This window comes from Mesorhizobium sp. CA4 (assembly GCF_020165075.1).
GTDB lineage: Bacteria > Pseudomonadota > Alphaproteobacteria > Rhizobiales > Rhizobiaceae > Mesorhizobium.
Window position 1 is genome coordinate 46,925 of the sequence record NZ_JAIUHK010000010.1, and the last position, 24,614, is coordinate 71,538.

20 protein-coding genes are annotated in these 24,614 nt (G+C 64.0%); 6 read left to right on the forward strand and 14 right to left on the reverse strand.

Translation table 11 applies throughout. From position 1 onward, the window contains the following. Positions 1-2: 2 nt before the first annotated feature. The 6 genes from LB528_RS10710 to LB528_RS10735 all read left to right on the forward strand — a co-directional run bounded on the left by LB528_RS10710 (position 3) and on the right by LB528_RS10735 (position 6,429). A complete protein-coding gene (locus tag LB528_RS10710) occupies positions 3-1,055 on the forward strand; it encodes an LLM class flavin-dependent oxidoreductase (RefSeq protein ID WP_224714838.1) in 1,053 nt (350 codons plus the stop codon). Further along, on the forward strand, positions 1,052-2,527 hold the full coding sequence (locus tag LB528_RS10715; protein WP_224714839.1) for an aldehyde dehydrogenase: 1,476 nt from the start codon (positions 1,052-1,054) through the stop codon (positions 2,525-2,527). Before LB528_RS10710 ends, LB528_RS10715 begins: the two co-directional genes overlap by 4 nt. Before the next feature lie 62 nt (positions 2,528-2,589). After that, on the forward strand, positions 2,590-3,594 hold the full coding sequence (locus LB528_RS10720; RefSeq protein WP_224714840.1) for an ABC transporter substrate-binding protein: 1,005 nt from the start codon (positions 2,590-2,592) through the stop codon (positions 3,592-3,594). A gap of 69 nt (positions 3,595-3,663) precedes the next feature. Beyond that, on the forward strand, positions 3,664-4,524 hold the full coding sequence (locus tag LB528_RS10725) for an ABC transporter permease (protein WP_224714841.1): 861 nt from the start codon (positions 3,664-3,666) through the stop codon (positions 4,522-4,524). Position 4,525: 1 nt separating this feature from the next. Then, positions 4,526-5,326, forward strand: a complete 801-nt coding sequence (locus LB528_RS10730) for an ABC transporter permease (protein WP_224714842.1) — start codon at positions 4,526-4,528, stop codon at positions 5,324-5,326. Next, complete coding sequence (locus LB528_RS10735; RefSeq protein ID WP_224714843.1) at positions 5,323-6,429, forward strand: ABC transporter ATP-binding protein; 1,107 nt, start codon at positions 5,323-5,325, stop codon at positions 6,427-6,429. Before LB528_RS10730 ends, LB528_RS10735 begins: the two co-directional genes overlap by 4 nt. Before the next feature lie 123 nt (positions 6,430-6,552). Here LB528_RS10735 and otsB read toward each other — a convergent pair whose 3' ends face one another. From otsB to LB528_RS10805, 14 genes are all read right to left on the reverse strand, one after another. Further along, a complete protein-coding gene (gene otsB / locus LB528_RS10740) occupies positions 6,553-7,335 on the reverse strand; it encodes a trehalose-phosphatase (RefSeq protein WP_224714844.1) in 783 nt (260 codons plus the stop codon). Then, a complete protein-coding gene (locus LB528_RS10745; RefSeq protein ID WP_224714845.1) occupies positions 7,332-9,125 on the reverse strand; it encodes a trehalose-6-phosphate synthase in 1,794 nt (597 codons plus the stop codon). Before LB528_RS10745 ends, otsB begins: the two co-directional genes overlap by 4 nt. Positions 9,126-9,272: 147 nt before the next feature. Next, positions 9,273-11,435 carry an amylo-alpha-1,6-glucosidase gene (locus LB528_RS10750; protein WP_224714846.1) on the reverse strand — a complete coding sequence of 721 codons (2,163 nt, stop codon included), beginning with the start codon at positions 11,433-11,435 and terminating at the stop codon, positions 9,273-9,275. A gap of 146 nt (positions 11,436-11,581) precedes the next feature. Next, entirely contained in the window at positions 11,582-12,640 is a 1,059-nt protein-coding gene (locus tag LB528_RS10755) for a glycosyltransferase family 4 protein (RefSeq protein WP_224714847.1), read from the reverse strand. 169 nt (positions 12,641-12,809) lie between these two features. Continuing rightward, on the reverse strand, positions 12,810-13,607 hold the full coding sequence (locus LB528_RS10760) for an ABC transporter permease subunit (RefSeq protein ID WP_224714848.1): 798 nt from the start codon (positions 13,605-13,607) through the stop codon (positions 12,810-12,812). A 2-nt stretch (positions 13,608-13,609) separates the two neighbouring features. Then, the gene (locus tag LB528_RS10765; protein ID WP_224714849.1) at positions 13,610-14,467 is read right to left on the reverse strand and encodes a 2-aminoethylphosphonate ABC transporter permease subunit; all 858 of its coding nucleotides are present in this window, start codon (positions 14,465-14,467) and stop codon (positions 13,610-13,612) included. Further along, positions 14,460-15,608, reverse strand: a complete 1,149-nt coding sequence (locus LB528_RS10770) for an ABC transporter ATP-binding protein (RefSeq protein ID WP_224714850.1) — start codon at positions 15,606-15,608, stop codon at positions 14,460-14,462. Before LB528_RS10770 ends, LB528_RS10765 begins: the two co-directional genes overlap by 8 nt. Before the next feature lie 31 nt (positions 15,609-15,639). Then, positions 15,640-16,671, reverse strand: a complete 1,032-nt coding sequence (locus LB528_RS10775; protein ID WP_224714851.1) for a 2-aminoethylphosphonate ABC transporter substrate-binding protein — start codon at positions 16,669-16,671, stop codon at positions 15,640-15,642. 253 nt (positions 16,672-16,924) lie between these two features. Beyond that, positions 16,925-17,935, reverse strand: coding sequence for a 2-hydroxyacid dehydrogenase (locus LB528_RS10780; RefSeq protein WP_224514709.1), 1,011 nt, complete (start codon positions 17,933-17,935; stop codon positions 16,925-16,927). Between the two features lie 5 nt (positions 17,936-17,940). Continuing rightward, entirely contained in the window at positions 17,941-19,287 is a 1,347-nt protein-coding gene (locus LB528_RS10785; protein ID WP_224514711.1) for an aspartate aminotransferase family protein, read from the reverse strand. Next, positions 19,284-20,402 carry a TIGR03364 family FAD-dependent oxidoreductase gene (locus LB528_RS10790; RefSeq protein WP_224514712.1) on the reverse strand — a complete coding sequence of 373 codons (1,119 nt, stop codon included), beginning with the start codon at positions 20,400-20,402 and terminating at the stop codon, positions 19,284-19,286. The genes LB528_RS10785 and LB528_RS10790 overlap by 4 nt, the downstream gene beginning before the upstream one ends. Positions 20,403-20,407: 5 nt before the next feature. Further along, complete coding sequence (phnY, locus tag LB528_RS10795) at positions 20,408-21,862, reverse strand: phosphonoacetaldehyde dehydrogenase (protein ID WP_224714852.1); 1,455 nt, start codon at positions 21,860-21,862, stop codon at positions 20,408-20,410. Positions 21,863-22,092: 230 nt separating this feature from the next. After that, entirely contained in the window at positions 22,093-23,346 is a 1,254-nt protein-coding gene (gene phnA / locus LB528_RS10800; protein WP_224714853.1) for a phosphonoacetate hydrolase, read from the reverse strand. 11 nt (positions 23,347-23,357) lie between these two features. Further along, on the reverse strand, positions 23,358-24,560 hold the full coding sequence (locus LB528_RS10805) for a 2-aminoethylphosphonate--pyruvate transaminase (protein ID WP_224714854.1): 1,203 nt from the start codon (positions 24,558-24,560) through the stop codon (positions 23,358-23,360). Between the last annotated feature and the right edge of the window lie 54 nt (positions 24,561-24,614).

Here is a 24,614-nt window from a genome sequence, read left to right on the forward strand (position 1 = left end):
CGATGAAATTTTCGCTTTTCGTCCATATGGAGCGCTCGGATCTTGCCAAGCCGCATTCCGAATTGCTGGTAGAATTGGAAGAACTGGTCCTGCAGGCGGAAGCGGCAGGCTTCGAGACCGCCTGGATCGGCGAGCATCACGGGATGGAATTTACTATCTCGCCGAACCCGTTCATCAACATCGCCTATCTCGCCGCAAAGACGAACACCATCCGTCTTGGCACCGGCACGATCATCGCGCCGTTCTGGCATCCGATTAAACTCGCCGGCGAAGCGGCGATGGCCGATGTCATCACCGGCGGCCGGCTGGATCTGGGCATCGCGCGCGGCGCCTACAGCTATGAGTATCAGCGCATCTTCCCGGGACTGGATGCGCGGGGCGCCGGCCAGCGCATGCGCGAGATGATACCGGCGATCCGCGGCCTTTGGGACGGCGACTACGAGCATTCCGGCGAGTTCTGGCAGTTCCCGCCGACCACCTCCTCCCCCAAGCCCTTGCAAAAACCCTACCCGCCGATCTGGGTGGCCGCGCGCGACCCGAATTCGCACGATTTCGCGGTAGCCAACAAATGCCAGGTGCAGGTGACGCCGCTTGCCTCCGGAGATGGCGAGGTGGCGAGCCTGATGGAGCGCTTCAATGCCGCCTGCCAGGCGCACCCGGACATCCCGCGGCCGCAGATCATGCTCTTGATGCACACTTTCGTGGCCGAAGACGCCGCCGACGCCGACCGCCTGACCCAGGACCTCTCACAGTTCTACTGCCAGTTCGGCGCCTGGTTCCAGAACAAGAAACCCGTCCGCCAGGGCGTTCTGGAGCCGCTGACCGAGGACGAGATCGCGGCGATGCCCCAATACGCGCCGGACAAGATCCGGCAAAACCTGGTCATCGGCGAGGCCGACGAGGTGATCGCCAGGTTGAAGACCTATGAGGCGCAAGGCTACGACCAGTATTCGATCTGGATCGACAGCGGCCTTTCGCACGAGCGCAAGAAGAAATCGCTGCAGCTGTTCATCGACAAGGTGATGCCGGCTTTCCAGGAGGCGGAGTCGCGATGAGCAGCACCGCCTTCAGGAACTACATAGACGGCCGGTTCGCCGAAGCCGCCTCCAGCTTCGACAGCATCGATCCGTCCACAGGCCTGCCCTGGGCGACCATGCCTGCCGCTTCGGTTGCCGATGTCGATCGCGCCGTGGAGGCCGCGCACCGGGCGCTGCGCTCCGGTCCATGGGTATCGATGACAGCGACGGCGCGTGGAAAACTGCTGGTGAAGCTTGGCGATCTGGTCGCCGCCAATGCCGGCCGCCTGGCCGAACTTGAAACGCGCGACACCGGCAAGATCATCCGCGAGACGCGTGCCCAGATCGCCTATGTCGGCGATTATTACCGCTATTATGGCGGACTGGCCGACAAGCATGAAGGCGCCTTCATCCCGATCGACAAGGCCGATATGGAAGTGACGGTTCGGCCCGAGCCGATCGGCGTCGTTGCCGCCGTCGTACCCTGGAACTCGCAGCTCTTCCTGTCGGCGGTCAAGCTCGGCCCGGCGCTGGCCGCCGGCTGCACCGTCGTTCTTAAGGCCTCCGAGGATGGGCCGGCGCCGCTGCTGGCTTTCGCCGAGCTCGTCCATGAGGCCGGCTTTCCGGCCGGCAGCGTCAACATCCTCACCGGCTTCGGCCATGATTGCGGGCACCGCCTGACCAGCCATCCGCTCGTCGCCCGCGTCGCCTTCACCGGCGGCCCTTCGACCGCCCGGCGGATCGTCGCCAACACCGCCGAGAACCTCGCTTACACCACGCTCGAGCTCGGTGGCAAAAGCCCGGTCGTCGTCTTCGCCGACGCCGATCTCGACAGCGCCGCCAATGCAGTAGTGGCCGGTATTTTCGCCGCCACGGGCCAGAGCTGCGTCGCGGGCTCGCGGCTGCTGGTCGAGCGTTCGGTCAAGGACGATTTCCTGGCGCGGCTGAACCGCAAAGCGGAAGCCATCGTCATCGGCGACCCGCAGGATCCCGCGACCGAGATGGGCCCACTGGCGACCTCGCGCCAGCGCGAAAGGATCGAGGCGATCGTGGCGGAGAGCGTGGCGGCAGGCGGCCGACTGGTCACCGGCGGCGCACGGCCGAAGGGCAAGGCTGACGGATACTACTACGCGCCGACCATCATAGAGGCGCAGGATCAGGCTCTCGCCTGCGTGCGTGAAGAGCTGTTCGGTCCGGTGCTGAGCGTGCTCGCCTTCGACAGCGAGGCTGAAGCGCTGGCTTTGGCCAACGACACGCAATTCGGGCTCGCCTCCGGCGTCTTCACCTCGAATCTCGCCAAGGCGCATCGCATGGCCCGCGGCATCCATGCCGGCGTCGTCTGGGTCAACACCTACCGCGCCGTCTCGCCGCTGGTCCCCTTCGGCGGCTACGGTCTTTCGGGTCTCGGTCGCGAAGGCGGCCTCGACGCCATCCGCGATTACACGCGCTCGAAATCGGTGTGGATCCGCACCTCGGACGACCCGATCCCCGATCCCTTCGTCATGCGCTGAGAAGGCATGGCGACGGTGCAGACAAGAACAAGAAACGGAACAACCAATCAGAGGAGAACGACATGAAACTGATTTTCGCCGGCATCCTTGCCGGACTGATGGCGACCACGGCCGCGAAGGCCGATGAAATGGTGTTCACCAGCTGGGGCGGGACGACCCAGGAAGCCCAGACCAAATCCTGGGCCGAGCCTTTCGCCGCCTCGTCAGGCATCAAGGTGCTGCAGGACGGACCGACCGACTACGGCAAGCTGAAAGCCATGGTCGACGCCAAGAACGTCACCTGGGACGTCGTCGACGTCGAGATGGATTTCGCCATCAAGGCGGCCAAGGACGGTCTGCTCGAGCCGATCGATTTCGCCGTCGTGCCGAAGGCCGATCTCGACCCGCGCTTCAGCAATGAGAATGCCGTCGGCAGCTTCTACTATTCCTTCGTGCTCGCCTGGAACAAGGGCGCCGTGACCGGCGAGCCGGCAAGCTGGGCGGACATGTTCGACACCAAGAAATTTCCGGGCAAGCGCACCTTCTACAAATGGTCGGCGCCCGGGGTGATCGAGATCGCGCTGCTCGCCGATGGCGTGCCGGCCGACAAGCTCTATCCGCTCGATCTCGACCGCGCCTTCAAGAAGCTCGACACCATCAAGTCGGACATCGTCTGGTGGGGTGGCGGCGCCGAATCGCAGCAGCTGATCGCCTCTGGCGAGGCCGCATTCGGCCAGCTCTGGAACGGCCGCGTCTTCGCGCTCGAGAAGGACGGCGCCGATGTCGGCGTGTCCTGGAACCAGAACCTCACCGCCGCCGACGTCCTGGTGGTGCCGAAGGGCGCCAAGAACAAGGAGGGCGCCATGAAGTTCCTCGCCGCCGCGACCAGCCCGACCGGCCAGGCGAAATTCGCCGAGGCGAGCGGCTACGCGCCGATCAACACCAAGGCCAAGGCCGAAATGCCCGCCGACGTGGTCAAGGGCTTGCCCGACGCCCATATCGACGGACAGATCAATCTCGACATGAACTACTGGGCCGAGCATCGCGACGAGATCGCCACGCGCTGGTACGCCTGGCAGGCGAAGTAGACGCTATCCTTTCGTGACAAGGATCGGGACGGCGCTCGCCGCCCCGATCCGCAATCCGGGATTACCGTTATGTCGGTGGAAGCACAGCAAGGGATCGCAAATTCGCGCATACCATCAGGCCTGGGCGGCCTGCTTCCGGCGTTGATCCTGGTCGGACTGTTTTTCGTCGTTCCAGTCCTGGCGCTGTTGCTGCGCAGCGTCACCGACCCCGCTCCGGGCCTGCAGAATTACGCGGCGCTGCTGGGCGACGGCACATACGTGCGTGTGTTCTTCAATACTTTCGTGGTCGCCTTCGTCGTCACCGTCGTCACCGTGCTCGTCGCCTTCCCCGTTGCCTGGATGCTGGCGATGATGCCGCCGGCGCTCGCCTCGATCCTGTTCGGCATCATCATCCTTTCGATGTGGACGAACCTCTTGACCCGCACCTATGCCTGGATGGTGCTCTTGCAGCGCACCGGCGTCATCAACCGGGCGCTGATGGGCGCCGGCATAATCGATCAGCCGCTGCCGCTGATCAACAATCTCACCGGCGTCACCATCGGCATGGTCTACATCATGCTGCCCTTTATGATCCTGCCGCTGGTCGGCACCTTGCGCGCCATCGATCCGATGACTTTGCGCGCAGCCGCCCTTTGTGGTGCCAGCCCGCTCGCCGCCTTCAGGCGCATCCTGTTGCCGCTGTCACTGCCCGGCATAGCCGCCGGCGGCCTGATGGTCTTCGTCATGTCGCTCGGCTATTTCGTCACGCCGGCGCTGCTCGGCGGCACGTCGAACATGATGCTCGCCGAAATGATCGCGCAAATGATCCAGTCGCTGCTCAACTGGGGCCTGGGGAGTGCTGCCGCCTTCATCCTGCTCGTCGTCACCATGGCACTTTATGCGTTGCAGCTGCGCCTGGTCGGGTCAAAACGCGCGGCGGGAGGCGCCTGAGATGCTGCTCGACTATGACCGCCTCGGCTGGTTGAAGGCAGCACTGCTCGCCTTCACCGCCCTGGTCGCCGCCTTCCTGCTGCTGCCCGTGGTCTTCATCGTGCTGCTGTCCTTCGGCTCGTCACGCTGGCTGGCCTTCCCGCCGCCCGGCTGGACGTTGAAATGGTATCAGGAACTGTTCGCCGATCCGTCCTGGATCGAAGCGGCCCTCACCAGCGCCCGCATCGCCACGATGACCGCTATCCTCGCCGTCGCCATCGGCCTGCTCGCCTCCTTCGCGCTGATTCGCGGCCAGTTCCGCGGCCGCGAGGTCCTGCGCGGGCTGCTGCTCACGCCGATGGTCCTGCCGGTTGTCGTTTTCGCTGTCGCCATCTACGCCTTCTTCCTGCGGCTTGGCCTCGGCGGCACCACCATCGGCTTCGTCGTCGCCCACTCCGTATTGGCGGTGCCCTTCGCCATCATCCCGATCGCGACCGCGCTCGAAGGATTCGACAAGTCTATCGAGGATGCGGCGATCGTCTGTGGCGCGAGCCCGCTGCAGGCCAAGTTGCGTATCACTCTACCGTCGATCCGCATCGGCATCTTCTCCGCCGCGATCTTTTCCTTCCTGGCCTCCTGGGACGAGGTCGTGGTCGCTATCTTCATGGCGAGCCCCACTTTGCAGACTTTGCCGGTAAAGATCTGGGGGAGTCTCCGCTCCGACCTCACCCCCGTCATCGCCGCCGCCTCCAGTCTGCTGGTCACGCTCACGCTGGCCCTGATGATCGTGACGGCACTCTTGCGCCGAAAGCTGCAGACATGACCCAACCCTTTCTCTCGATCCGCAAATTGCACAAGGCGTTCGGTGCCTTTACCGCCGTTCATGATGTAACGCTGGATATTCCGAAGGGCGAATTCCTGACCTTCCTCGGGCCGTCCGGTTCCGGCAAGTCGACTACGCTCTATGCCATCGCCGGCTTCCAGGATCCAACCTCCGGCGATGTGCTGCTGCAGGGCAAGTCGCTGCTTTCAGTGCCTTCGCACAAGCGCAACATTGGCATGGTTTTTCAGCGCTACACGCTGTTCCCGCATCTGAGCGTCGCCGAAAACGTCGCCTTCCCGCTTCGCGTCCGCCGCCGGCCTGAGACCGAGGTCAGGCGCAAGGTCGCCGACATGCTCTCCCTGGTGCGGCTGGAAAGCTTCGCCGAGCGTCTGCCCGCGGCGCTCTCGGGCGGTCAGCAGCAGCGCGTCGCGCTTGCCCGCGCGCTGGCGTATGATCCGCCGATCCTGCTGATGGACGAACCACTGTCGGCACTGGACAAGAAGCTGCGCGAGGAGATCCAGGCCGAGATCCGACGCATCCATCGCGAAACCGGCGTCACCATCCTTTACGTCACCCACGATCAGGAAGAAGCGCTGCATCTGTCGGACCGCATCGCCCTCTTCAGGGATGGCCGCATCGAACAGATCGGCACCGGCGAAGACCTCTACCTTAGGCCCGCAACCGATTTTGTTGCCGGCTTCATCGGCAACTCGAATTTCCTCGCCGCCGAGCATCTGGAAACGGTGGGCGGCGCCTCGACCATTCGCCTCGCCGACGGCGCGCTTGTCTCCGGCATAAACGCCAATGGCAACTTCGCGCCCGGACAGAAAACCAGGCTGATGATCAGGCCGGAAGCATTTCGCCTTGAGCGCTCGCCCAACAATGCGGAGCTGTCGGTCGAGATCGTCGATGTCGCCTTCTACGGCGAACGCCGGCGTATTGTGGCGCGCACGGGCGCCGGACAGGAAATCGACATCCGGCCGACATCTTCGGCAGCGGCAACGCATGATGCCTCGCTCGGCAGGCGGCAGATATTCTTCGATCCCGCCGGTGCCTTCCTGTTTCCTGCCTCGAGCAAAACCGGCAAGGAGCTGTCATATTAACGGTCCCGATCAAAGTTGAACGCTCGGGCGTGCGTGCGCGAGACGAAGAAGGCCGACAAGAAACGCGATCATCGCTATGATCACGGGCCTGCAGCAGCAATAGCTGTGGAGCATCTGCCCGATTTAGGCGACGAGATTGCGGCTCACCGTTGGTGCGACCGGCTCGCCGAAATTGGCTTCTAGCCAGGCGATCGCGCTTGCGACATCCTCGATGACGAAGCGGGCAGCCGTCTCGCCCTGCGGCTTGACGCGGATCGAGATTCCGCCCGCGGCATTGACCGTGTCGAAGCCGTTCTCGTCGGACGTGTCGTCGCCGAGGAACACCGGACGTCTGCCGGTAAAAGGATCGATCTGCATGAAGCGCCGGATCGCGGCTCCCTTGGCGGCTTCGAGCGGCATCAGCTCGACCCCGGCATTGCCGGCGATCACGCGGTAGCCTTGCGGCAAGCGGGCGAGCGCTGCCTCGACCAGCTCCGTCGCCCGCGCCAGAAGCTGCGGCGCGGCCCTTGTGTGGATGGCGAGCACCGGGCCCTTGCGCTCGACATAGACGGCCTTGCTTGCCAGCTCCAGTTCGATCTCGTCGGCAAGTGCCGCCATATCCGCCGGTTCGTCGGCGGCTTCGATCTTTCCGTCCGGCCGAAGTCTGTGCTCCAGCCCGTAGAGGCCGGCGATCCGCAGTTTCAACGGGTCGAACAGTTGGTCGACGGCTGCTATCGAGCGGCCGGTGATGAAGGCGAGCGCGCCGTCGAGCCGCCGCTCGATCCTCTCCAGGAGAAGGCGCAACTCCCGGCTGACCGAGACGGCGTCGGGATGCGCCGCGTGCTCCAGCAAAGTCCCGTCGATGTCGAGGAAAAGCGCCCACCGGCCTTCGGGAAGCGGTGGGGTAAGGTCTGCCTGACTATTCATCGGAATCCGACTGCCTGTTTGCGTTCGAACATGGAAACGACATTATCGCCGGTGACGCTTGCCGGCCGGTCGTACAAGCCGGTGACCCGGTCGAGCTCGCCGCGTTTTCTCAGCCGCGCGGCGTCGAGCAGCATACTGCCGGCCCAGCGAAAGACATTGTTGTCGCGCACGATCTCGCGCATGCGCCGCATGCGCTCGTGCTGTTCGTCCGGCCCCATGATCAGCGCCTGCAGCATCGCCTCGCTCATCATCGCCGCGTCGTAAGGGTTGACGATCAGCGCCTCCAGCAGCTCGCGCGAGGCGCCTGCGAAAGTGCTGAGCAAAAGCACGCCCTGCTCGTCGTCGCGCGAGGCGACAAACTCCTTGGCGACAAGGTTCATGCCGTCATGCAGGCTGGTGACCAGGCAGATGTCGGCGGCGCGATAGAGTTCATAGACCGCGGCCTGCGAATGGTGCTCGGCCACCATGACCACCGGCCGGTAAGACTCGCTGCCGTAGCGCTGATTGAGCTCCTCGGCACAGCGCAGACATTCCTCGTGCAGCTGTTTGTAGGCCGGCAACGTACCGCGGCTCGGCGCCGCGATCTGCAGGAACACGACTTTGCCCACCATCTCAGGATGGCGAATGAACAACTCCTCCAGCGCGTGGAAGCGATCGAGTATGCCCTTGGTGTAATCGAGACGCTCGACACCGACGCACAGCTTGGCGCCGGCTGGAATCCTGAACCGCTTGCGAACGCGCATCCGGCATTCCTCGACGCTGGGCAGGGCGTTCAGGAGCTCGACCGGCCATTCGATCGAAATCGGATAGGAATGCACCAGCGTCACCTGGCCGCCATAGGAAATAGCGGCATCGGCACGCTCGATGCGGCTTTCCATGAAGCGGTCGACGCTCTCGGTGAAATTGTTGGCGTGGAACTGGGTGTGGAAGCCCACGATCGAACTGCCAAGCAGACCGTCGAGGATGCGCTCGCGCCACGGGCATATGCTGAACACTTCCGAATTCGGCCAGGGGATATGCCAGAAAGTGATGACGATCGCCTCGGGCAGACGCTCGCGGATCATGCGCGGCAAAAGCGCGAAGTGATAGTCCTGGACAAGCACGATCGGCCGCTCGTTGCGAGCCTCGGCAACCACTGTTTCGGCGAATTTGCGGTTGACGGCTTCATAGGCCTCCCAGTCCGACTCGCGAAAAATCGGCCGCGTGAAGGCGATATGACAGAGCGGCCACAGGCCTTCATTGGCGAAGCCGAGATAATAACCTTGATACTCGTCGTCACTGAGCCAGACCCGGCGCAGCGTGTAGGAGGGATGGCCAGGCGGCACTTGCACGCGGTCGTTTCCATCGACCACCGTCCGGTCGGCGGTGCCGCCACCATAGGCGATCCAGGTGCCGGCGCAGGCGCGCGTGATCGGCTCCAGCGCCGAAACCAGTCCGCTCGCCGGCACGACGAGCTCGACGCCGCCATCCTTCGTCTCATTGTGGATATAAGGTTCGCGATTGGAGACGACGATCACCTGCGCTCCCGGCAACTCGTCGGCGAGGATCTTGCGCAGCGTGTCCGGCGACCATGTCACTAGAGCCGCATCGACCGACTGCCCGTTCTTCTCGTATTCGCGTAGAACCTTTCGCGCCGCCTCGGTGGTAAAGTCGTCGCCGGCGCCCGGCACGGCCGATGCCCTCGGGTGATTGCGACGGTACCGGGATATCGAAATGAAAATCGCTAGTGCGGACAATCCGAGGCTTGCGAGAATAAGGACCAATAACAGGTCGACGCCATATTGTGTCATTGAAATGCCAGGTTGCCTCCGGCTATCGTTCATTGTTTTCGTTCTTACCGGCCGCGGAGGGGCAAGCCGGGTCACGTTTGCAACGCACAAACCAGCGATCAGTTCCGACCTTTCCCGATTGTTGAACGTGGGGTTGCAGCGCTGAATTTACGTGCGCACGATAAGCGGCACCTGGCCCTCATGCCGGTCGGATAGAAAGGCGGCGACGCGGTCGCCAACCCTTTGGAAGGTGAGGTCGATCGCCTTGTCGCCGACCGTCAGGTGTCTGATCATGAGAGTATCGATGCCGATCGGCAGCCTCGGTCGCGTGACATGCAATTCGCCCTCCCAGCCATCGATCTCCAGGCCCAGGCATGCCTGCATCAGCATGAAAGTGGAGCCGGCCGACCAGGCCTGTGGCAGGCAGGCGACGGGATAGGCGATGGGCGCCTCGCCGGGCGCCCGAGCGAAACCGCAGAACAGTTCCGGAAGCCGCATGTTGAAATGCACGGCAGATTCGAACGTACCACTCATCAGCCGCACCACGCTGTCGCGCTCGCCGTAACGCGCGAGGCCCACGCCGCAAAGCGCCGTATCATGCGGCCAGATTGAGCCGTTATGGTAGGACATCGGGTTGAAGAAAACCGCATCGTCGGCGAGCGTCCGCAGCCCCCAGCCGGAATGGAAGGAGGCCGACAGCAGCTGGTCGGCGACCAGCCGGGCGCGCTCGGGCTGCGGCAGCCCGACGAAAAGCAGGTGCCCGGCATTTGACGTTCGGACCTTGCAGGGCTGGCCATCGCCGTCGATGGCCAAGGCGTAGAAGTTCATATCATCCAGCCAGAAGTCGCGTTCCACGGCGACCCGCATTTCCTCGGCGCGGCCCTCCCAGTGCTCGGCGTCCGCGAATTCGCCGCGGCGGCGTGCGAGCGCCGCCATGCCGCGGAAGGCGGCAAAGACATAGCCCTGCACTTCGACCAGCGCGATCGGTCCCTTTGGGATGCGCCCATCGGCGTGAAAGACCGAATCGAAACTGTCCTTCCAGCCCTGGTTGGCGAGGCCTGACTCGGCGGCGCGCTGGTAAGTGACGAAACCGGTGGTGCGGCCCGCCTCCTCCATCCATTCGGCAGCGGCTTTCAGCGAAGGCCAAAGCTTGTCGATGAAGGCCATGTCGCCGGTGCGGTCGGCATAGGCGGAAGCCAGATGGATATAGAGCGGCGTGGTGTCGACGCCTCCGTAATAGCGGCCGAAAGGAAGTTCGCGCAGCGCCGCCATCTCGCCCTTGCGCGTCTCATGCATGATCTTGCCGGGCTGCGAATCCGAAAAGGGCGACGTTTCGGTCGCCTGGTGCTCGGCCAGGAAAGCAAGCACACCGCGCGCCAGGCCGGGATTGAGCCAAAGCATCTGCAGGCTCGAGATCACGCCGTCGCGGCCGAATGCCGTCGAGAACCACGGGATGCCGGCATAGGGATAGGGCCCGGTCGGAAGCTCGGTGGTAAGCAGCGCGACATCGGCGCGGGCGCGCTCGACCCAATCGTTGAAGACGCGGCCCGAGCTATGCACGGTGGCGCCATGCCTGCGCTTGGCGCGCATGCCAAAGCGGGCCCGTGCCGCCGCGGCGCGGAAACGGTCGCGATTGGGAGCCTCCGAAGCTTCCGGGCCGACTTCGACATAAAGTACTTTGCTGCTGCGCTTGGTCACCGCAATCAGGAAATCGGCGCGGTTGTCGCTTAGTTTGTCGGGAGCCTGCGAAAAGGCGATCGCGGAAAGCCTCGGCAGACCGTCGAGGCCGTCATAGCCGAGCAGCGCCGAGGCCTCGTCGGTCTTGATGACATGCGTCGTGCCGCGCTTCACCCGCGTCGAGCCGCGCACCTCGAACATGTCGCGAAAGTCGGCGGCAAAATGCAGCGAGACGGTGATGGTCGAATGCTCGCGGCTATAGTTGGAAAGCGTGATGCGCTCGAACAGCCTGTCCTGCCAGAGGAGCCTGACGCGTTCGATATGGATTGCACCCTGCGGGATATCGCGGCCTGCGGCAGTCTGGATCGGCAGGTTGGTGAGGTTGGACGTGAACAGCACATTATCCTGGCTGAGCGAGGCGCCGAGCAGCGACATCGGCCTGCCGCCGACAGTCAGCCGGAATTCGGAAAGCACACGGGTGTCGTCGCGAAAAAAGCCGTCCCCCGCCCCTCTGATGTCGCCATAGGCATCGGCGACGGCGAAGCAGTCGCCCTGCTTGAGGGCAAAAAGCCGGTGCGGTTCGCGTGGCGCGATCTCGTCGAGCGAAGAAAGGGCTACGGCAGGATCGAGCTTACGCTCGTCGAGCTCCGTCATTCGTCACCTCTTCGTTTGCCCCGCCCCAGAGCATGATGCCGAAAAAAGCGGCTTTCGGGCGACATCACGCTCTATCTCTTTAATTTAGAGCCGGATTCAGGGTCAGGCCGAACAGACCTGAAATCATCCGGCTCTAGGCATAAAGATCAAGAGGCCTTCGCCTGCGGCGTGCCGGTCAGACGCATATAGGCAGCAAGATAGTCGCTTGCCATTCTTGTCGCCGAGAACCTTTTCTCGAACACCGCCCTCACCTGCCGCCGGTCGAGATCGAGAAGCGCGGGTATCGACGCCACGGCACGGTCCACACTGTCGACGACGAAGCCGGTGACGCCATTGTCGACGATCTCCGGCAAGGCGCCCTGGTCCCAGGCAATCACCGGTGTGCCGCAGGCCATGGCCTCGATCGCGACAAGGCCGAACGGCTCCGGCCAGTCAATGGGAAACAGCAGGCCTGCCGAATTGCCGAGAAACCCGGCCTTCTCATCTTCGGTAATCTCGCCGACATAGTCGATGCGGTCGCCATCGATGAGCGCCTCGATATTGTCGCGGAAATAGGCGCGGTCATCGTCGCCGATCTTGGCCGCCAGCTTCAGCTTCAACCCGGACCGACGCGCGATCTCGATGGCGCGGTCCGGCCGCTTGTCGCGCGACAGGCGTCCGAGGAAAGCGAGATACGGTTCTTCCGCCTGCGGCTCATAAGTCGGTTGGTAGGCGTCGAGCGGCAGTCCGTGATGGATCGTGGCGAGCCAGTTCGCGTCCGGCAGGCCGCGCTTCTGGCTGTGCGAAATCGAGATCATCGGGAAACGCGGAAAGCATTTGTAGGCCGGCGCAAGGTCCACATAGTCGAGCCGGCCATGCGGCGTCGTCACCGTCCGCGCCGCCATCAGCTCGAAGAACGGAAAATGTAGGAAGTGGCTGAGATGGAAATGGATGACGTCGAACTCGCCGGCGCGCTCGCGCACATCGGCAAGCATTGCCAGATGCGCGGCGATCTCCGATTTCTTCGGCCGCGGATCGAGGCGTATCGCCTGGTCGCGTCCAGGCACCAGCCGCGCCGACGTCTCGCTGTCGCCGCTCGCGAACAAAGTCACATCATGTCCGAGCTCGACCAATGCTTCGGTGATGTAGAAGACGATCCGCTCCGTCCCGCCATAGAGTTTCGGCGGCACGGATTCGTAGAGCGGCGCGACATGGGCAATGCGCATCGGGTCCCTCGGCTGTTGACGCGAAGCAAAATGCGTCAGCCGCGAGATCGTTCCTGCCCAATTGGCCGCGGGCTCGGCTGAGCGGTTTTCCGTTTGGAATTTCAACAAAACAATTGGATAGAGCGGTTCGCCGTTTCCGTGAAACGGTGACCGTCCTAGATTTGCGAGATCACGACCCCGCCTGCCGGCCGGTGACGCGTTCGAGCCCAAGCAGCAGGATGAGGGTCACGGCAACGAGCACCATGGTCAGCGCCGCACCCGCGAACACATCGCCGCGGTCGGTGAGGCTGAAGATCGATACCGGCAGCGTCACCCAGCCCGGCGGATAGACCATGACGGTGGCGCCAAGCTCGCCCATCGAAAGCGCGAAGCTCAGGCCGAAGGCGGCAACCAGATAGGGCGCAAGCAGGGGCAGCGTGACATGCCGGAGCCGGTAGGCCGGACGCGCCCCGAGGCTCGACGCCACCTGTTCGAAATCGGGCGAGAGCCGCGCCAGCCCGGCTGAGACATTGCCGAAGGTGAAGGCCGAAATCAGCACGAAATGCGCGACCATGACGATAGCGATCGTGCCGTTGAGGAGCAGCGGCGGATGGCTGAAGGCCACCAGCAGGCCGAGGCCGACGGACACCGAAGGCACGGCGCTGGGGATAAAGAACAGCACGCCGAGCACCCTGGCCAGAGTGGCGTCCTGGATACGCAGCGCAAGCGCTGCCCAGGTGCCGCTGACCAGCGCCACTGCGCTGGCCAGGAAGCCGGTGACGAGGCTCGCCTTCACCGCCTTCCACGCCGCGCCTTGCACGACATCGCTGTAATGCTCTGTTGTCAGGCCGCTGGGCAGCACGCCGTTCCATTGGTCGGCCAGGCTGGAGAGCAGGATCACTGCCAGCGGCGCCAGAAACAGCACACCGAACAGCAGCGTGAAGACCAACCAAATCACGATGCGACCGGGGCGCGACCAGACCAGCATCTCTATGCTCCCAGCCGGCCGGCGGCGAACCGGTAGAGGCCGAACAGTCCCAGCGACAGCGCGATGTTGATGACCGCGATGATGCATGCGACCTGATAAGCCGATTCCTGGATCGCCTTGCTGTAGATCAGCAGCGGCAGCGTGATGACGCCCTTGGCGCCAATGAACAGCACGATGCCGAACTCGTTCACCGTCAACAGCAGGCAGAGGCTGCCGCCGGCAATCAGCGCAGGCACGGCCGCCGGCAGGATCACCTGACGCACGATGCGGAACGGCCTCGCGCCGAGCACGCTCGCTGCTTCGATCTGGCCGCGGTCGACGAGCGAAAAGGCGGCAAGCAGCGGACGCAGCACGAAAGGCGAGTAGACGGTGACTTCGGCCAGCACCACGCCCCAGGTCGAGTAGAGGAAGTTGACGGGTGGCGCCTGCAGCGAGAACGCTTCCGTCAATCCGGCATTGAGCATGCCCGCCGAGCCGTAGAGGAAGGTGAAGGCAAGCGTGACCAGGAAAGTCGGCAAGGCGATGAAGGTGTCGATCAGCCGGGCAATGACGCCGCTGCCTGGAAACGGTACGAAGGCGAGGATCAGCCCCAGCACGAGCCCGACGATCAGGCACCCGGCCGTTGCCGCGACAGAAATGGTGACGGTGTTGATGAGCGCGTTGAGGAAGAAGCGCGCATGCAGCACGCGCACGAATTCGCCGACATTGGCCATGCCGCTGTCGTCCATGAACGCCTGCTGGACGATCAACACCAGCGGATAGAAGAACAACAGCGCCAGCAGTGCCGCCGGCGGCACGATCCAGAACCGGCCGGGCACTCTTTTCGCTGCCGGCGCGGGAAGGACCGCCGCGTCAGCCACGGACGTCTTCCGGAACAAGCGAGGTGTCGCCAGGCGTGAAGAAGAGCGGCACGGCCGAGCCGCGCTCCGGCAGACTCACCGGCAGCCTGGTTGCCGAGACGCGCACCGGCGTGCCATCGACTTCGAGCACGAGATGGGTGAGTTCGCCCTGCCAGTGCACTTCCTTCAGCGTACCGACGATCCTGTTGGTGTGTTCCTCGTCGCCGGTGAGGCTGAGATGCTGCGGCCGGATGCAGAGCAGGGTCTTGTCGCCGGGCTTCTCGCCTCGTGCGGCGCCTGCCAGCAGGGCATCGCCGAGCCTAGCCGTGGCGAACCCCTTCGGTCCCGTAGCGCCTTCAGTGACCGTCACCGGCAAGAGGTTCGCGCGACCCAGGAACTCAGCCGTGAAGCGGTTCGGGGGCCGGCGATAGAGCTCCACCGTCGGCCCGTGCGAAGACACACGGCCGTCACGCATGATGGCGATCTTGTCGGCGAGCGTCAGCGCTTCGGTCTGGTCGTGGGTGACATAGAGGATCGTCAGTCCCGGCAGGTCGCGATGCAGCTTGGCGATCTCCTCGACCATATTGCGCCGGATCTGCGCGTCGAGCGCCGATAGCGGTTCGTCGAGCAACAGCACGCGCGGCCGCACCGCAAGCGCCCGTGCGATCGCGACACGCTGCTGCTGGCCGCCGGAAAGCTCGCGCGGATAGCGTTTGGCAAAGCCCGACATGCCGACCGTCGCAAGCGAGTCCTTGACGCGTTCGCCGATCAGCGCCTTGTCTGCGCCTTGCGCCCTGAGCCCGAAGGCGACGTTGTCCTCGACCCGCATATGCGGGAACAGCGCGTAGTTCTGCACCACCATGCCGAGCCCGCGTTCATAGGGCGGAAGATCGGTCACGTCGGTGGCGCCGATACGGATGCGGCCGCTTGCCGGTCTGACGAAACCGGCGACGGCCCGAAGCGCCGTCGTCTTGCCGGAGCCGGAAGGCCCGATCATCGCCAGGATCTCGCCGGGCGCGATATCGAGCGTCAGGGGATGCAGCACGACATGCGCGCCATAGGCGACGCTGACCTTGTCGAAGTGGACATTGGAGCCGGCGCCGCTAATTTTCGCGGCGTCGACGTCCATGACATTGCTTCCCGTGAAAGCGGGCACCGACATGGCTGCTCCTCCGGAATTGGTCACCAGGAGATCAACTTCCCGTCGCTTCGTTCCACTTCTTGACGTAGTCAGGCAGCTTGGCGAGCGCGTCGTCCCAGTTCGGCGCCCAGATGGTCACGCCTTTCATCGCCTCCCGCGCCTTGGCGAAATTGGCGTCGTCCGGCTTCACATCCTTGCGGGCCGGCAGGCCGAGCGCCACGGAGCTTACCGTCGACTGCGCCTCCTTGGAGAGCAAGAACTCGATCAGCTTCTTGCCATTGTCGCTGTTGGGCGCGCCGGTGACCAGGCCGATTTCATAGGGCAGCGCGAAAGTGGAGCGGGTGCCGTCCGGGCCTGCGGGCCAGAACACTTTGATGTTCGGATTATCGGCCATTTGCGACAGGTTCATCTGCAGGTCGCCATTGGCGACATAGAGCTCGCCCTTGTTGACCAGCGCGGTCAGCTTGCCGGTCGAGGCGGACGGGCCGACATTGTTGTCCTGCAGCTTCTTCATGTATTCGAAGCCGGCGTCCTCGCCGCCGAAGGCGTGGATGATCTCGAGCATGACGGCGGTGCCGTCGCCGGCCTGACCGGGCGTCGAATACTGGATCTTGCCCTTGAACTTTGGATCGAGCAGGTCGTTGTAGCTCTTCGGCGCTTCAGAGAGCACCGAGGCGTTGTAGATGAAGTTCATGTAGTTGTTGACCAGCGGCCGGTACTTGTCGGTGCCGCCGTCGATCTGGTCGGAGCCTTCCGGCTTGAAATCCTGCAGAAGCCCATCGGCGGCTGCGCGCTGGATGAAGGGCGGCAGCGTCACCAGGACATCGGCCTGTGGGTTCGATTTCTCCTTGGCGACGCGCTCGACGACGCCGCCCGAACCGCCTTCGATATACTGCACGGTGATGCCGGTGGCCTTGGTGAAGGCGGCGAACTCGGTCTCGTACCAGCTGCCATTGCCGTCATGCAGCCCGTCGGCCGAATAGATGGTGACGACGCCGTCGGCGAAGGCCGGCGCGACGAGTGCCGATGAGCCCAGCAGCGCTGCGCCGAAGGCCATAGCCACGATGAGATTTCGCGATTTCATGGTCAGTTCCCCTTTGATTGAAAGCACAATCTGCGACGCACTCGTGGTGGCGTTGGTCGGCCCGCCAAGGGTTCTGCAGCGCTGGTGCATGTCGTCGTTGTGCCAACTTTGAGGCCCGTCGATCGATAAGTAAAATCTATTTATTTTATGACAGGCAAGCTTCAGCTGATTTGTCGCGGAACTGTCGCGTGACCGTTGCAGGCATGTTCTCCTGCACATCTGGTTCCGATGCCTCAGGGAAATGACGGATTGTTCAGCGAAATTCGACGCTCGTCGTCTGCGCGCGCAAGCGCGGGTCGTGCGATCGGATCGTCACGGGTCGAGCTTCGAGCACCTCGAAACAGCGAGCGAGCGTGTCGTCCTCGAGCCGGCGCATCGCCTCATGTGTGAAGAAGGTGAGATGCGGAAACAGGATCACATTGTCGCGATCGAAAAGCGCGCTCATTGGGTGGCCGGACCTCGCCAGCGGCTCCAGCGAATAGACGTCGAGCCCGGCTCCGGCGATGCGCCCGGCAACGATCGCTTCGACAAGTGCTGCTTCATCGATGAGTGCCCCGCGCGAGACGTTGATGAGGATCGCCGAAGGTTTCATGCAGGCCAGTTCTTGGCCTCCGATCAGGCCGCGAGTCTGATCGTTCAGCACGCAATGCACCGAGACGAAATCGCAAGCGCCAAGCATGGCCTTCAGGTCCTCGACCTTCTCGACCCCCGCATCCCGCATCGTTGCCGCGTCGACGCCGGGATCGAAGCCGAGCACCCTAGCGCGAAACCCCTGCCCCGCCATGCGCGCCATGCTGCGGCCGATCTTGCCGCAGCCGACCAGCCCGAGCGTGGCGCCGGCGATATCGCGCCCCAGCCAGCGCTGCTCGGGCCAGATCCAGCCGTCGCGCGAAACCGCCGCCGTGATCGCGGGCAGCCGCTTCGCCAGCGCGATCATCAGCGCGAAAGCGCCCTCGGCGACCGTCTCTTCCGCATAGTCGGGAACATTGACGACGGGAATGCCGCGCCGCATCGCCGCCCGGATGTCGATGGCATCGATGCCGACGCCATATTTGACGATGCCCTTGAGGTTACGCGCGGCCTCTACGACACGCGCGGTGATCGGCGTGTAGCACATCAGGATGAGATCGGCATCGGCGACCGCTGCCATGAGCTCGGCTTCGGGAATGCCGTCCGGCAGCGTGACGAGCTCGACGCCGCGCGCTCTCAAGCCGGCGTCAATGCCCGGGCACTCCAGCTCTCTGTCGGTGCGGACAGCCTTCATCCGGCTCACGCCGCCAGCACTGCGGCCTCGACGATGTCGAGCGCCCGGTCGAGATCGGCGCGCGCAATCACCAGCGGCGGCGAGAGCGTCAGCACATTGCCCTGGCTGATCTTGAAGCTCAGGCCTTCGTCGAGGCAGCGATAGTAGATCTTCTCGGCAAGCGCACGCGCCGGTGTCCGGCTCGCCTTGTCCTCGACCATCTCGACGCCGAACATCAGGCCCCTGCCCCTGACGTCGCCGACGAAAGGCGAGCGCTGCATGAGGTCCTGCATACGGGCGAGCGCATAGGCGCCAAGCTCCGCCGAGCGCTCGACGAGGCTTTCGTCGCGAATGATAGCGATGGTCGTCAGCGCGGCGCGCGCGGTGACCGGGTTCTTCTCATGCGTGTAGTGGCCGATGGCATAGTCGCCCGCGACGTCGAGATGGCGCCGCGCGATCACCGAGGCGATCGGCAGGATGCCGCCGCCGAGCGATTTGCCGAGCACGATGATGTCGGGCGTCACCCCATCATGCTCGGAAGCGAAGAATTTTCCTGTTTTGCCGAGCCCGGTCGGGATTTCATCGAAGATGAGCAGCGTGCCGTACCGGTCGCAGGCTTCGCGCACCGCTTTCCAGAAGCCCGGCGCCGGCACCAGCGGCGTCGCCCGCATCGGCTCGGCGATGAAAGCGGCGAAATCACCTTCGCGTCCCAGCACGTAAGCGATCATGTTGGCGCACGCTCGGGCAGAATCCTCCAGCGAATTGGTGCCGTACGGGCAATTGTGCGGTGCCCAAGGCGCGACATGCTCGGTGCCGGGCAAAAGCGGCCCGGCAATGCCGGAGCGGAACGTCGCCTCGCCGCCGACGCTGGAAGCGCCGAAGCCTGCGCCATGGAAAGCATCCCAGAACGACAATGTCTTGAACCGGCCAGTGGCGGCGCGCGCCAATTTCAGCGAGACCTCGATTGCGTCGGAGCCGCCAGTCGTGAACAGCACCTTGCCGAGATCCCCCGGCGCCAGCCTGCCGAGCGTCTCGGCCAATTCGACCGCAGGCTCGCAGGTGAAGCGGCGCGGCGAGAAGGGCAGTTCATCCATTTGCTTGCGGATGGCTTCCTTAAGCCGCGGATGGCCGTAGCCGATATGGTGGACGCTGTTGCCGTGGAAATCCATGTAGCGGCGTCCGGCCGTGTCCTCGATCCAGATGCCTCCCGCCTTGGCGATGGCCGAGACGCAGGGGCTGGAAAGGCTCTGGTGCAGGAAGACCGCCGCGTCGCGCCGCAGGAGTTCCTGTGACGGTGCGTGGCTCTGCCTGGCGTTCCATTCCTGTCGTGCTGGAGCCTTGTTGGATTCGCCTTCGGTATGGACGAGCGTCATTGGCCGAACAACTCCACGATGGTCTCCTCGCCAAGCCCGAAGCCGGTGCTGGCGCCGGTGCCGCTGGTGACGATCACCAGCCGGACATCTTCATGCGGGGTCTCGCGCAGCACCGCATTCTTCGCTGAAGCGTAGTATCCCGTCCAGCGCGCAAGCACGTTCGGCACCTTGCCGAACAATGCCTTGAGTTCATCCAGGATCAATTGGTCGACCGCTTCCGATCCGAACGGATCGAGCGTCAGCCCATAATGATGGGAATCGCCAACGACCAGCGAACCGTCCGCGCTCTGCACCACGATCAGGTGAACGCCGTTGGCCAACGCGGCCCCGCGCTGTTCGCCCAGCTTGCTTCGCAATGCGCCGGCCTCGGGAAGGCCGGCGAAACCGCCATAACGCAACAGGCTGAGATCGGACATCAGCGCGGACGAAAGCCGAAAGCCCGGATCGGCGAGGCGCAGCATCTGCAGCTTGCAGCGCTGCACGCCGTGCTTGCCGATCAGTTCCGGATAGAGTGAGCTGAAATCGTCGCCGGGACAGACGACGACCTTTTCCGCTTGAACACGTCCCGCGCTGATTTCGACAAAGGGCGGAGCGACCTCGGTCGCCGACACGCCGGTGCGAAACACGACGCCATGCTTTTCAGCCAGGAACGATACCAGTCGCGGCAGCACCTCACGCGACTCCACGCGCAACTCGAACGGGCTGTAGAGCCCGCCGATGATCGCCTTCTCGTCAAGGCCGGCCTGATGCGCGAGCGCCTCGCGCGCGGTTAGAAGCTTGCACGCGCCGCCATGCTCGCCGGACTTGAAATTCTCGAGCAGCGCAAGCGCTTCCGGGCGTTGCGCTGCGATGAGCTTGCCTCGATGCAGGATTTCGATCCCCGCCTCGTTCGCAAGCTGGAGCCAGATCTCGCGGCTGCGCTCGGCCAGGCGGCGCGACGGCCCAGGCTCCTGTCCGGTCACGACGACGAGGCCGAAATTGCGGATCGAGGCGCCGTTGGCCTTCTGATCGCGATCGATGACGATAACGCGCAAGCCGCGCCGAGCGGCGGCCAATGCGTGAGCCAGCCCGATGATGCCGGAGCCGACGACGGCAAGGTCGAAACTGTCCGTCACGGCGCCTACCACGGCAAGGAGAAGGTCTTGACGTTGGTGTAGCTCTTCATCGCCTCGATGACGCCTTCCTTGTAGCCGTTGCCGGAATCCTTGATGCCGCCGAAGGGGCTCATCTCGATGCGGTAGCCCGGTACTTCCCAGATGTTGACGGTGCCGACCTTGAGGCTGGTGATGTATTTCTGCATGCGCCGAAAGTCGTTGGTGCAGACGCCTGACGACAGGCCGAAAGCAGTCGAATTCGACAGCTTGATCAGCGCCTCGTCATCGTCGGGCGCGCGCACGATCGGCACGATCGGGCCAAAAGTTTCCTCCATCACCAGCTCGGACTGGTGCGGCACGCGGTCGACGACGATCGGCGGTAGCAAGGCACCCTTGCGGCCTGGATTGTAGAGCACTTCGGCGCCCTGTTCCGCCGCCACGTGGACGCGTTTCTCGAACAGCGCCGCGGCCTTCTCATGCACCACGGTGCCGAGCTGCGTCGCCGGGTCGCGCGGATCGCCGAAGCGGATCGCCTTGGCCCGCTCCAGCACCATCGGCACGAAACGGTCGGCGACTTTTTTCTGCACCAGGATGCGCTTGACCGCCGTGCAGCGCTGGCCGGAATTCTTCGTCGCGCCCGCGACGGCCAGATCGGCCGCTTTCGCGAGGTCCTCGTCCGAAAGATCGTTGAGCACGATCAGCGGATCGTTGCCGCCGAGCTCCAGCACTTGGCGCCTGTAGCCGGCCTTCGACGCGATCATCTTGCCGACGGGCACGCCGCCGGTGAAGGTGATGAGGTCGATGTTGGGGTTGGTGATCATCTCGCCGCCGATATCGGCCGGCCATCCGGTGACGACCGAAAGCATTTCGGGTGGCAGGCCGGCTTCGTAGAGGATGTCGGCCAGCATCAGCGCGGTGATCGGCGTCAGCTCCGTCGGCTTGACCACGACGCAGTTGTTGGTGGCGATCGCCGGCGCGACCTTGTGCGACACCATGTTGAGCGGATGGTTGAACGGCGTGATCGCCGAGATCGCGCTGAGCGGCTCGCGGATGGTGAAGATCTTGCGCTGCTTGCCATGCGGGGTGAGATCGCAGGAGAAGATCTGCCCGTCGTCCTGGATGGCCAGCTGACCGCTAAGCGTAAAGACGTCGAAGGCGCGGCCCACTTCGTAGAGCGAATCCTGCTTAGAGATGCCGAGCTCCAGCGTGATGAGATCCGATAGCTCGTCCTTCCGCGCATCGAGCAGCTCGGCGGCCTTGAGCAGGATCTTCTGCCGCTCGTAGCGCGTCAGCTTCGGCTGGTAGGCGGCGGCGATCTCGAAGGCGCGCCGCGCATGCTCCGCTCCGCCCGCAGGCACCGTGCCGATGACGGTGTCGTTCCAGGGAAACCGCACCTCCAGCCTCTGATCGGCATCGACCTTCTCGCCGGCGATGCGCATCGGCTCATGGCGGACTTTGATGGCAGGATCGAGTTGGGTCATCGATTGGTTCCAGTCTTGGATACGTCGCGGGGTCGACCCCACTCCGGCCTTCGGGCCACCTCTCCCCCGATCGACGGGGAGAGGAAATCAGCTCAGCGCTCTCCTCCAATCCAACAGCGCAGCATTTGAGCAAAAGCGCTGCGGAATCGACTGGGCGCCTTCCTCTCCCGGTCGATCAGGGGAGAGTTGCCGGGCGAAGCCCGGCGGAGTGGGGGTCGACAGCGCCCACCTCAACCCAGCGCCGCCATCGTCGCGTAGTAGAACGCGTCAAAATTGCGCAGCTTGGGCTCGCTCGGCAAATCCGGCAGCACCCGGTTGACGATGAACGGCACCTCCTGCTCCGTCAGCCCACCATGCGAGCGCAGCGGCTCGTCGAGTGCTGCCAGATTGTGCCGGTGCTCCGACGTGCCAATCGTATTGTTCTCGCCCGAGATCAGGATGATGTCGCCCATGCGATCCTCGGGCAGCTCGAAGCGGGCGCAGCCTTCCTCGCGGCCGAGCACCAGGATGACGTCCTCGACCTTGCGCAGCTTTTCCATCACCGCCTCGCAGTCGGCGCCCTTCGGCAGATAGGCGGTGGCGAAGGAACCCAGCGCGCCGTGATGCACCACATAAGGATCGGTGATCGGCAGGATGACACGGGCTGCGTCCTTGCCCAGCCATTCGTCGAGAAGGTCCTGCACATAGACCACATTGGGCGAGCCGTCGGCGTGGTGCTTCGGCTTCATGCCATGGTCGGCGGTAACGACGATCGCGGCACCCAGCGCGTCGAGTTCGGCGAGATATTTGTCGAACATCTCGTAGAAGGCATTGGCCTGAGGCACGCCCGGCGCGTATTTGTGCTGAACATAATCGGTGGTGGTGAGATACATCACGTCTGGCCGGAACTCCTTCAGGAGTTGCACGCCGGCGGCGAAAACGAATTCCGAAAGTTCGGCGGAATAGACCTCGGGCACGGGCAGGCCGAAATGCTTCGAGGCATTGTCGATGCCGTGCTCGGCTTTCGTCGTGGTATCGGACCTCTCGGCCGAGAAGCACATTGCCCTGCCATCGTCGAACTTCAGTCCCTTGCCGAGCAGCGCGCGCAGCTTGTCCTTGGCCGTCACCACCGCCACCTTGGCGCCGGCATCGTAGAAGGCCTGGAACACGGTCGGCGCGCGCAGGAATTTCGGGTCGTTCATCATCACCTCTTCGCCCGTCTCCGGGTTGTAGAGGTAGTTGCCGCAGATACCATGCACCGCCGGCGGCCGGCCGGTGGCGATCGACAGATTGTTGGGGTTGGTGAAGCTCGGGATCACCGAATGGGCGAAGCGCACCGTGCCCTTCTTTTTGATCCTTTCCAGCGCCGGCATCAGCCCTGCATGAATAGCCTCATCGAGATAGGCCGGCTCGCAGCCGTCGAGGCAGATGGCGATGGCCGGCACGCGCGGCCACGCATAGGAGCGGCCATTGGCCGTGACGTTGACGGGAGACATCTGGTTCATCCGAAGACCTTTCAGACGGCGAGCTTGGCGCGCTCAGCGATAGCGGCGGGGGACGGGGCGGCGGTGTCGACGCCCATTTCGTTCAGCGACTGGGAAGCCGCCTCGACCACGCGGCGCATGACGTGCTCGTCCATCTGGCCGATGCAGCCGACGCGGAAGGAGTCCACGACCGTGAGCTTGCCCGGATAGATGATGAAGCCCTTGTCCTTCATCAGCTCGTAGAAGCGATCGAAGACGAAGTTCGGATGCGCCGGGTTGAAGAAGGTGACGATGATCGGCGACAGCCAGCGATCCTTGAGCAGGGTCTCGAACCCGAACTCACGCATGCCGGCCACCATGACGTCGCGGTTTCGCGTATAGCGCGCGCCGCGCCCCGCGACGCCCCCTTCTGCCTCGTGCAGTCGCAGCGCTTCGAGGAAGGCGGCGACCACATGCGTCGGCGGCGTGTAGCGCCACTGCCCTGTCTTGTTCATGTTCGCCCATTGCGCGTGCACGTCGAGCGACAGCGAATGGCTGCGGCCCTTGGCGGCTTGGAGCTCGCTTTTGCGGGCAATGACGAAGCCGAAGCCCGGCACGCCCTCGATGCATTTGTTGGGCGACGAAACCATCGCCTCGTAGCGGATGTCGTTGACGTCGAGCGGGATGGCGCCGAACGCGCTCATGGAATCGATCAGAAGCTTGCGGCCATTGGCATAGACGGCTTCCGATATCTCGGCCACCGGGTTGAGGATGCCTGAGCTCGTCTCGCAGTGGATGGCGATGACATGCGTAATGGCCGGGTCGGCCTTCAACGCTGCGGCAACCTCCTCGCCACGCGGCGGCAGGTAGTCGCCCTTGTCGATCAACGTGTAGGCGCGGCCGATATACTGCATGGTCTGCGCCGCGCGCAGCCCGTAGGCGCCGTTGGCCAAAACCAGCACCTTGCCGTCCTTGGGCACGAACGAGCCGAGCATGGCCTCGACGCAGAACGAGCCGCTGCCCTGCATCGGAACGCAGTCGAATTCGTCACGGCCGTCGCCGGTCAATGCCAGAAGGCGACGGCGCAGCTCGGCGGTCATGGCGCGGAAATCGCCGTCCCAGGAGCCCCAGTCGCGCAGCATCGCCTGCTTGACGGCATAGGCCGTGGTGAGCGGGCCGGGCGTCAGCAGATAAGGTTCGCCCAGCGCCGGCGCATCCAGCGGCTTGGTCGCCGCAAACTCCATCTCAGCGAGCATGCTGCCCTCCCACTTCGATCCTGTCATTGGAATATGACAGCCATTCTCAGTGGG

Bases quoted from the DNA above. Each gene is read 5' to 3' on its own strand.
- LB528_RS10805 (WP_224714854.1), bottom strand. From the start codon at position 24,560: ATGCTCGCTGAGATGGAGTTTGCGGCGACCAAGCCGCTGGATGCGCCG.
- phnA (WP_224714853.1), bottom strand. From the start codon at position 23,346: ATGAACCAGATGTCTCCCGTCAACGTCACGGCCAATGGCCGCTCCTAT.
- LB528_RS10725 (WP_224714841.1), top strand. From the start codon at position 3,664: ATGTCGGTGGAAGCACAGCAAGGGATCGCAAATTCGCGCATACCATCA.
- LB528_RS10715 (WP_224714839.1), top strand. From the start codon at position 1,052: ATGAGCAGCACCGCCTTCAGGAACTACATAGACGGCCGGTTCGCCGAA.
- LB528_RS10735 (WP_224714843.1), top strand. From the start codon at position 5,323: ATGACCCAACCCTTTCTCTCGATCCGCAAATTGCACAAGGCGTTCGGT.
- phnY (WP_224714852.1), bottom strand. From the start codon at position 21,862: ATGACCCAACTCGATCCTGCCATCAAAGTCCGCCATGAGCCGATGCGC.
- LB528_RS10710 (WP_224714838.1), top strand. From the start codon at position 3: ATGAAATTTTCGCTTTTCGTCCATATGGAGCGCTCGGATCTTGCCAAG.
- LB528_RS10785 (WP_224514711.1), bottom strand. From the start codon at position 19,287: ATGACGCTCGTCCATACCGAAGGCGAATCCAACAAGGCTCCAGCACGA.
- LB528_RS10760 (WP_224714848.1), bottom strand. From the start codon at position 13,607: ATGCTGGTCTGGTCGCGCCCCGGTCGCATCGTGATTTGGTTGGTCTTC.
- LB528_RS10780 (WP_224514709.1), bottom strand. From the start codon at position 17,935: ATGAAGGCTGTCCGCACCGACAGAGAGCTGGAGTGCCCGGGCATTGAC.
- LB528_RS10750 (WP_224714846.1), bottom strand. From the start codon at position 11,435: ATGACGGAGCTCGACGAGCGTAAGCTCGATCCTGCCGTAGCCCTTTCT.
- LB528_RS10755 (WP_224714847.1), bottom strand. From the start codon at position 12,640: ATGCGCATTGCCCATGTCGCGCCGCTCTACGAATCCGTGCCGCCGAAA.
- LB528_RS10745 (WP_224714845.1), bottom strand. From the start codon at position 9,125: ATGACACAATATGGCGTCGACCTGTTATTGGTCCTTATTCTCGCAAGC.
- LB528_RS10770 (WP_224714850.1), bottom strand. From the start codon at position 15,608: ATGTCGGTGCCCGCTTTCACGGGAAGCAATGTCATGGACGTCGACGCC.
- LB528_RS10720 (WP_224714840.1), top strand. From the start codon at position 2,590: ATGAAACTGATTTTCGCCGGCATCCTTGCCGGACTGATGGCGACCACG.
- otsB (WP_224714844.1), bottom strand. From the start codon at position 7,335: ATGAATAGTCAGGCAGACCTTACCCCACCGCTTCCCGAAGGCCGGTGG.
- LB528_RS10775 (WP_224714851.1), bottom strand. From the start codon at position 16,671: ATGAAATCGCGAAATCTCATCGTGGCTATGGCCTTCGGCGCAGCGCTG.
- LB528_RS10730 (WP_224714842.1), top strand. From the start codon at position 4,526: ATGCTGCTCGACTATGACCGCCTCGGCTGGTTGAAGGCAGCACTGCTC.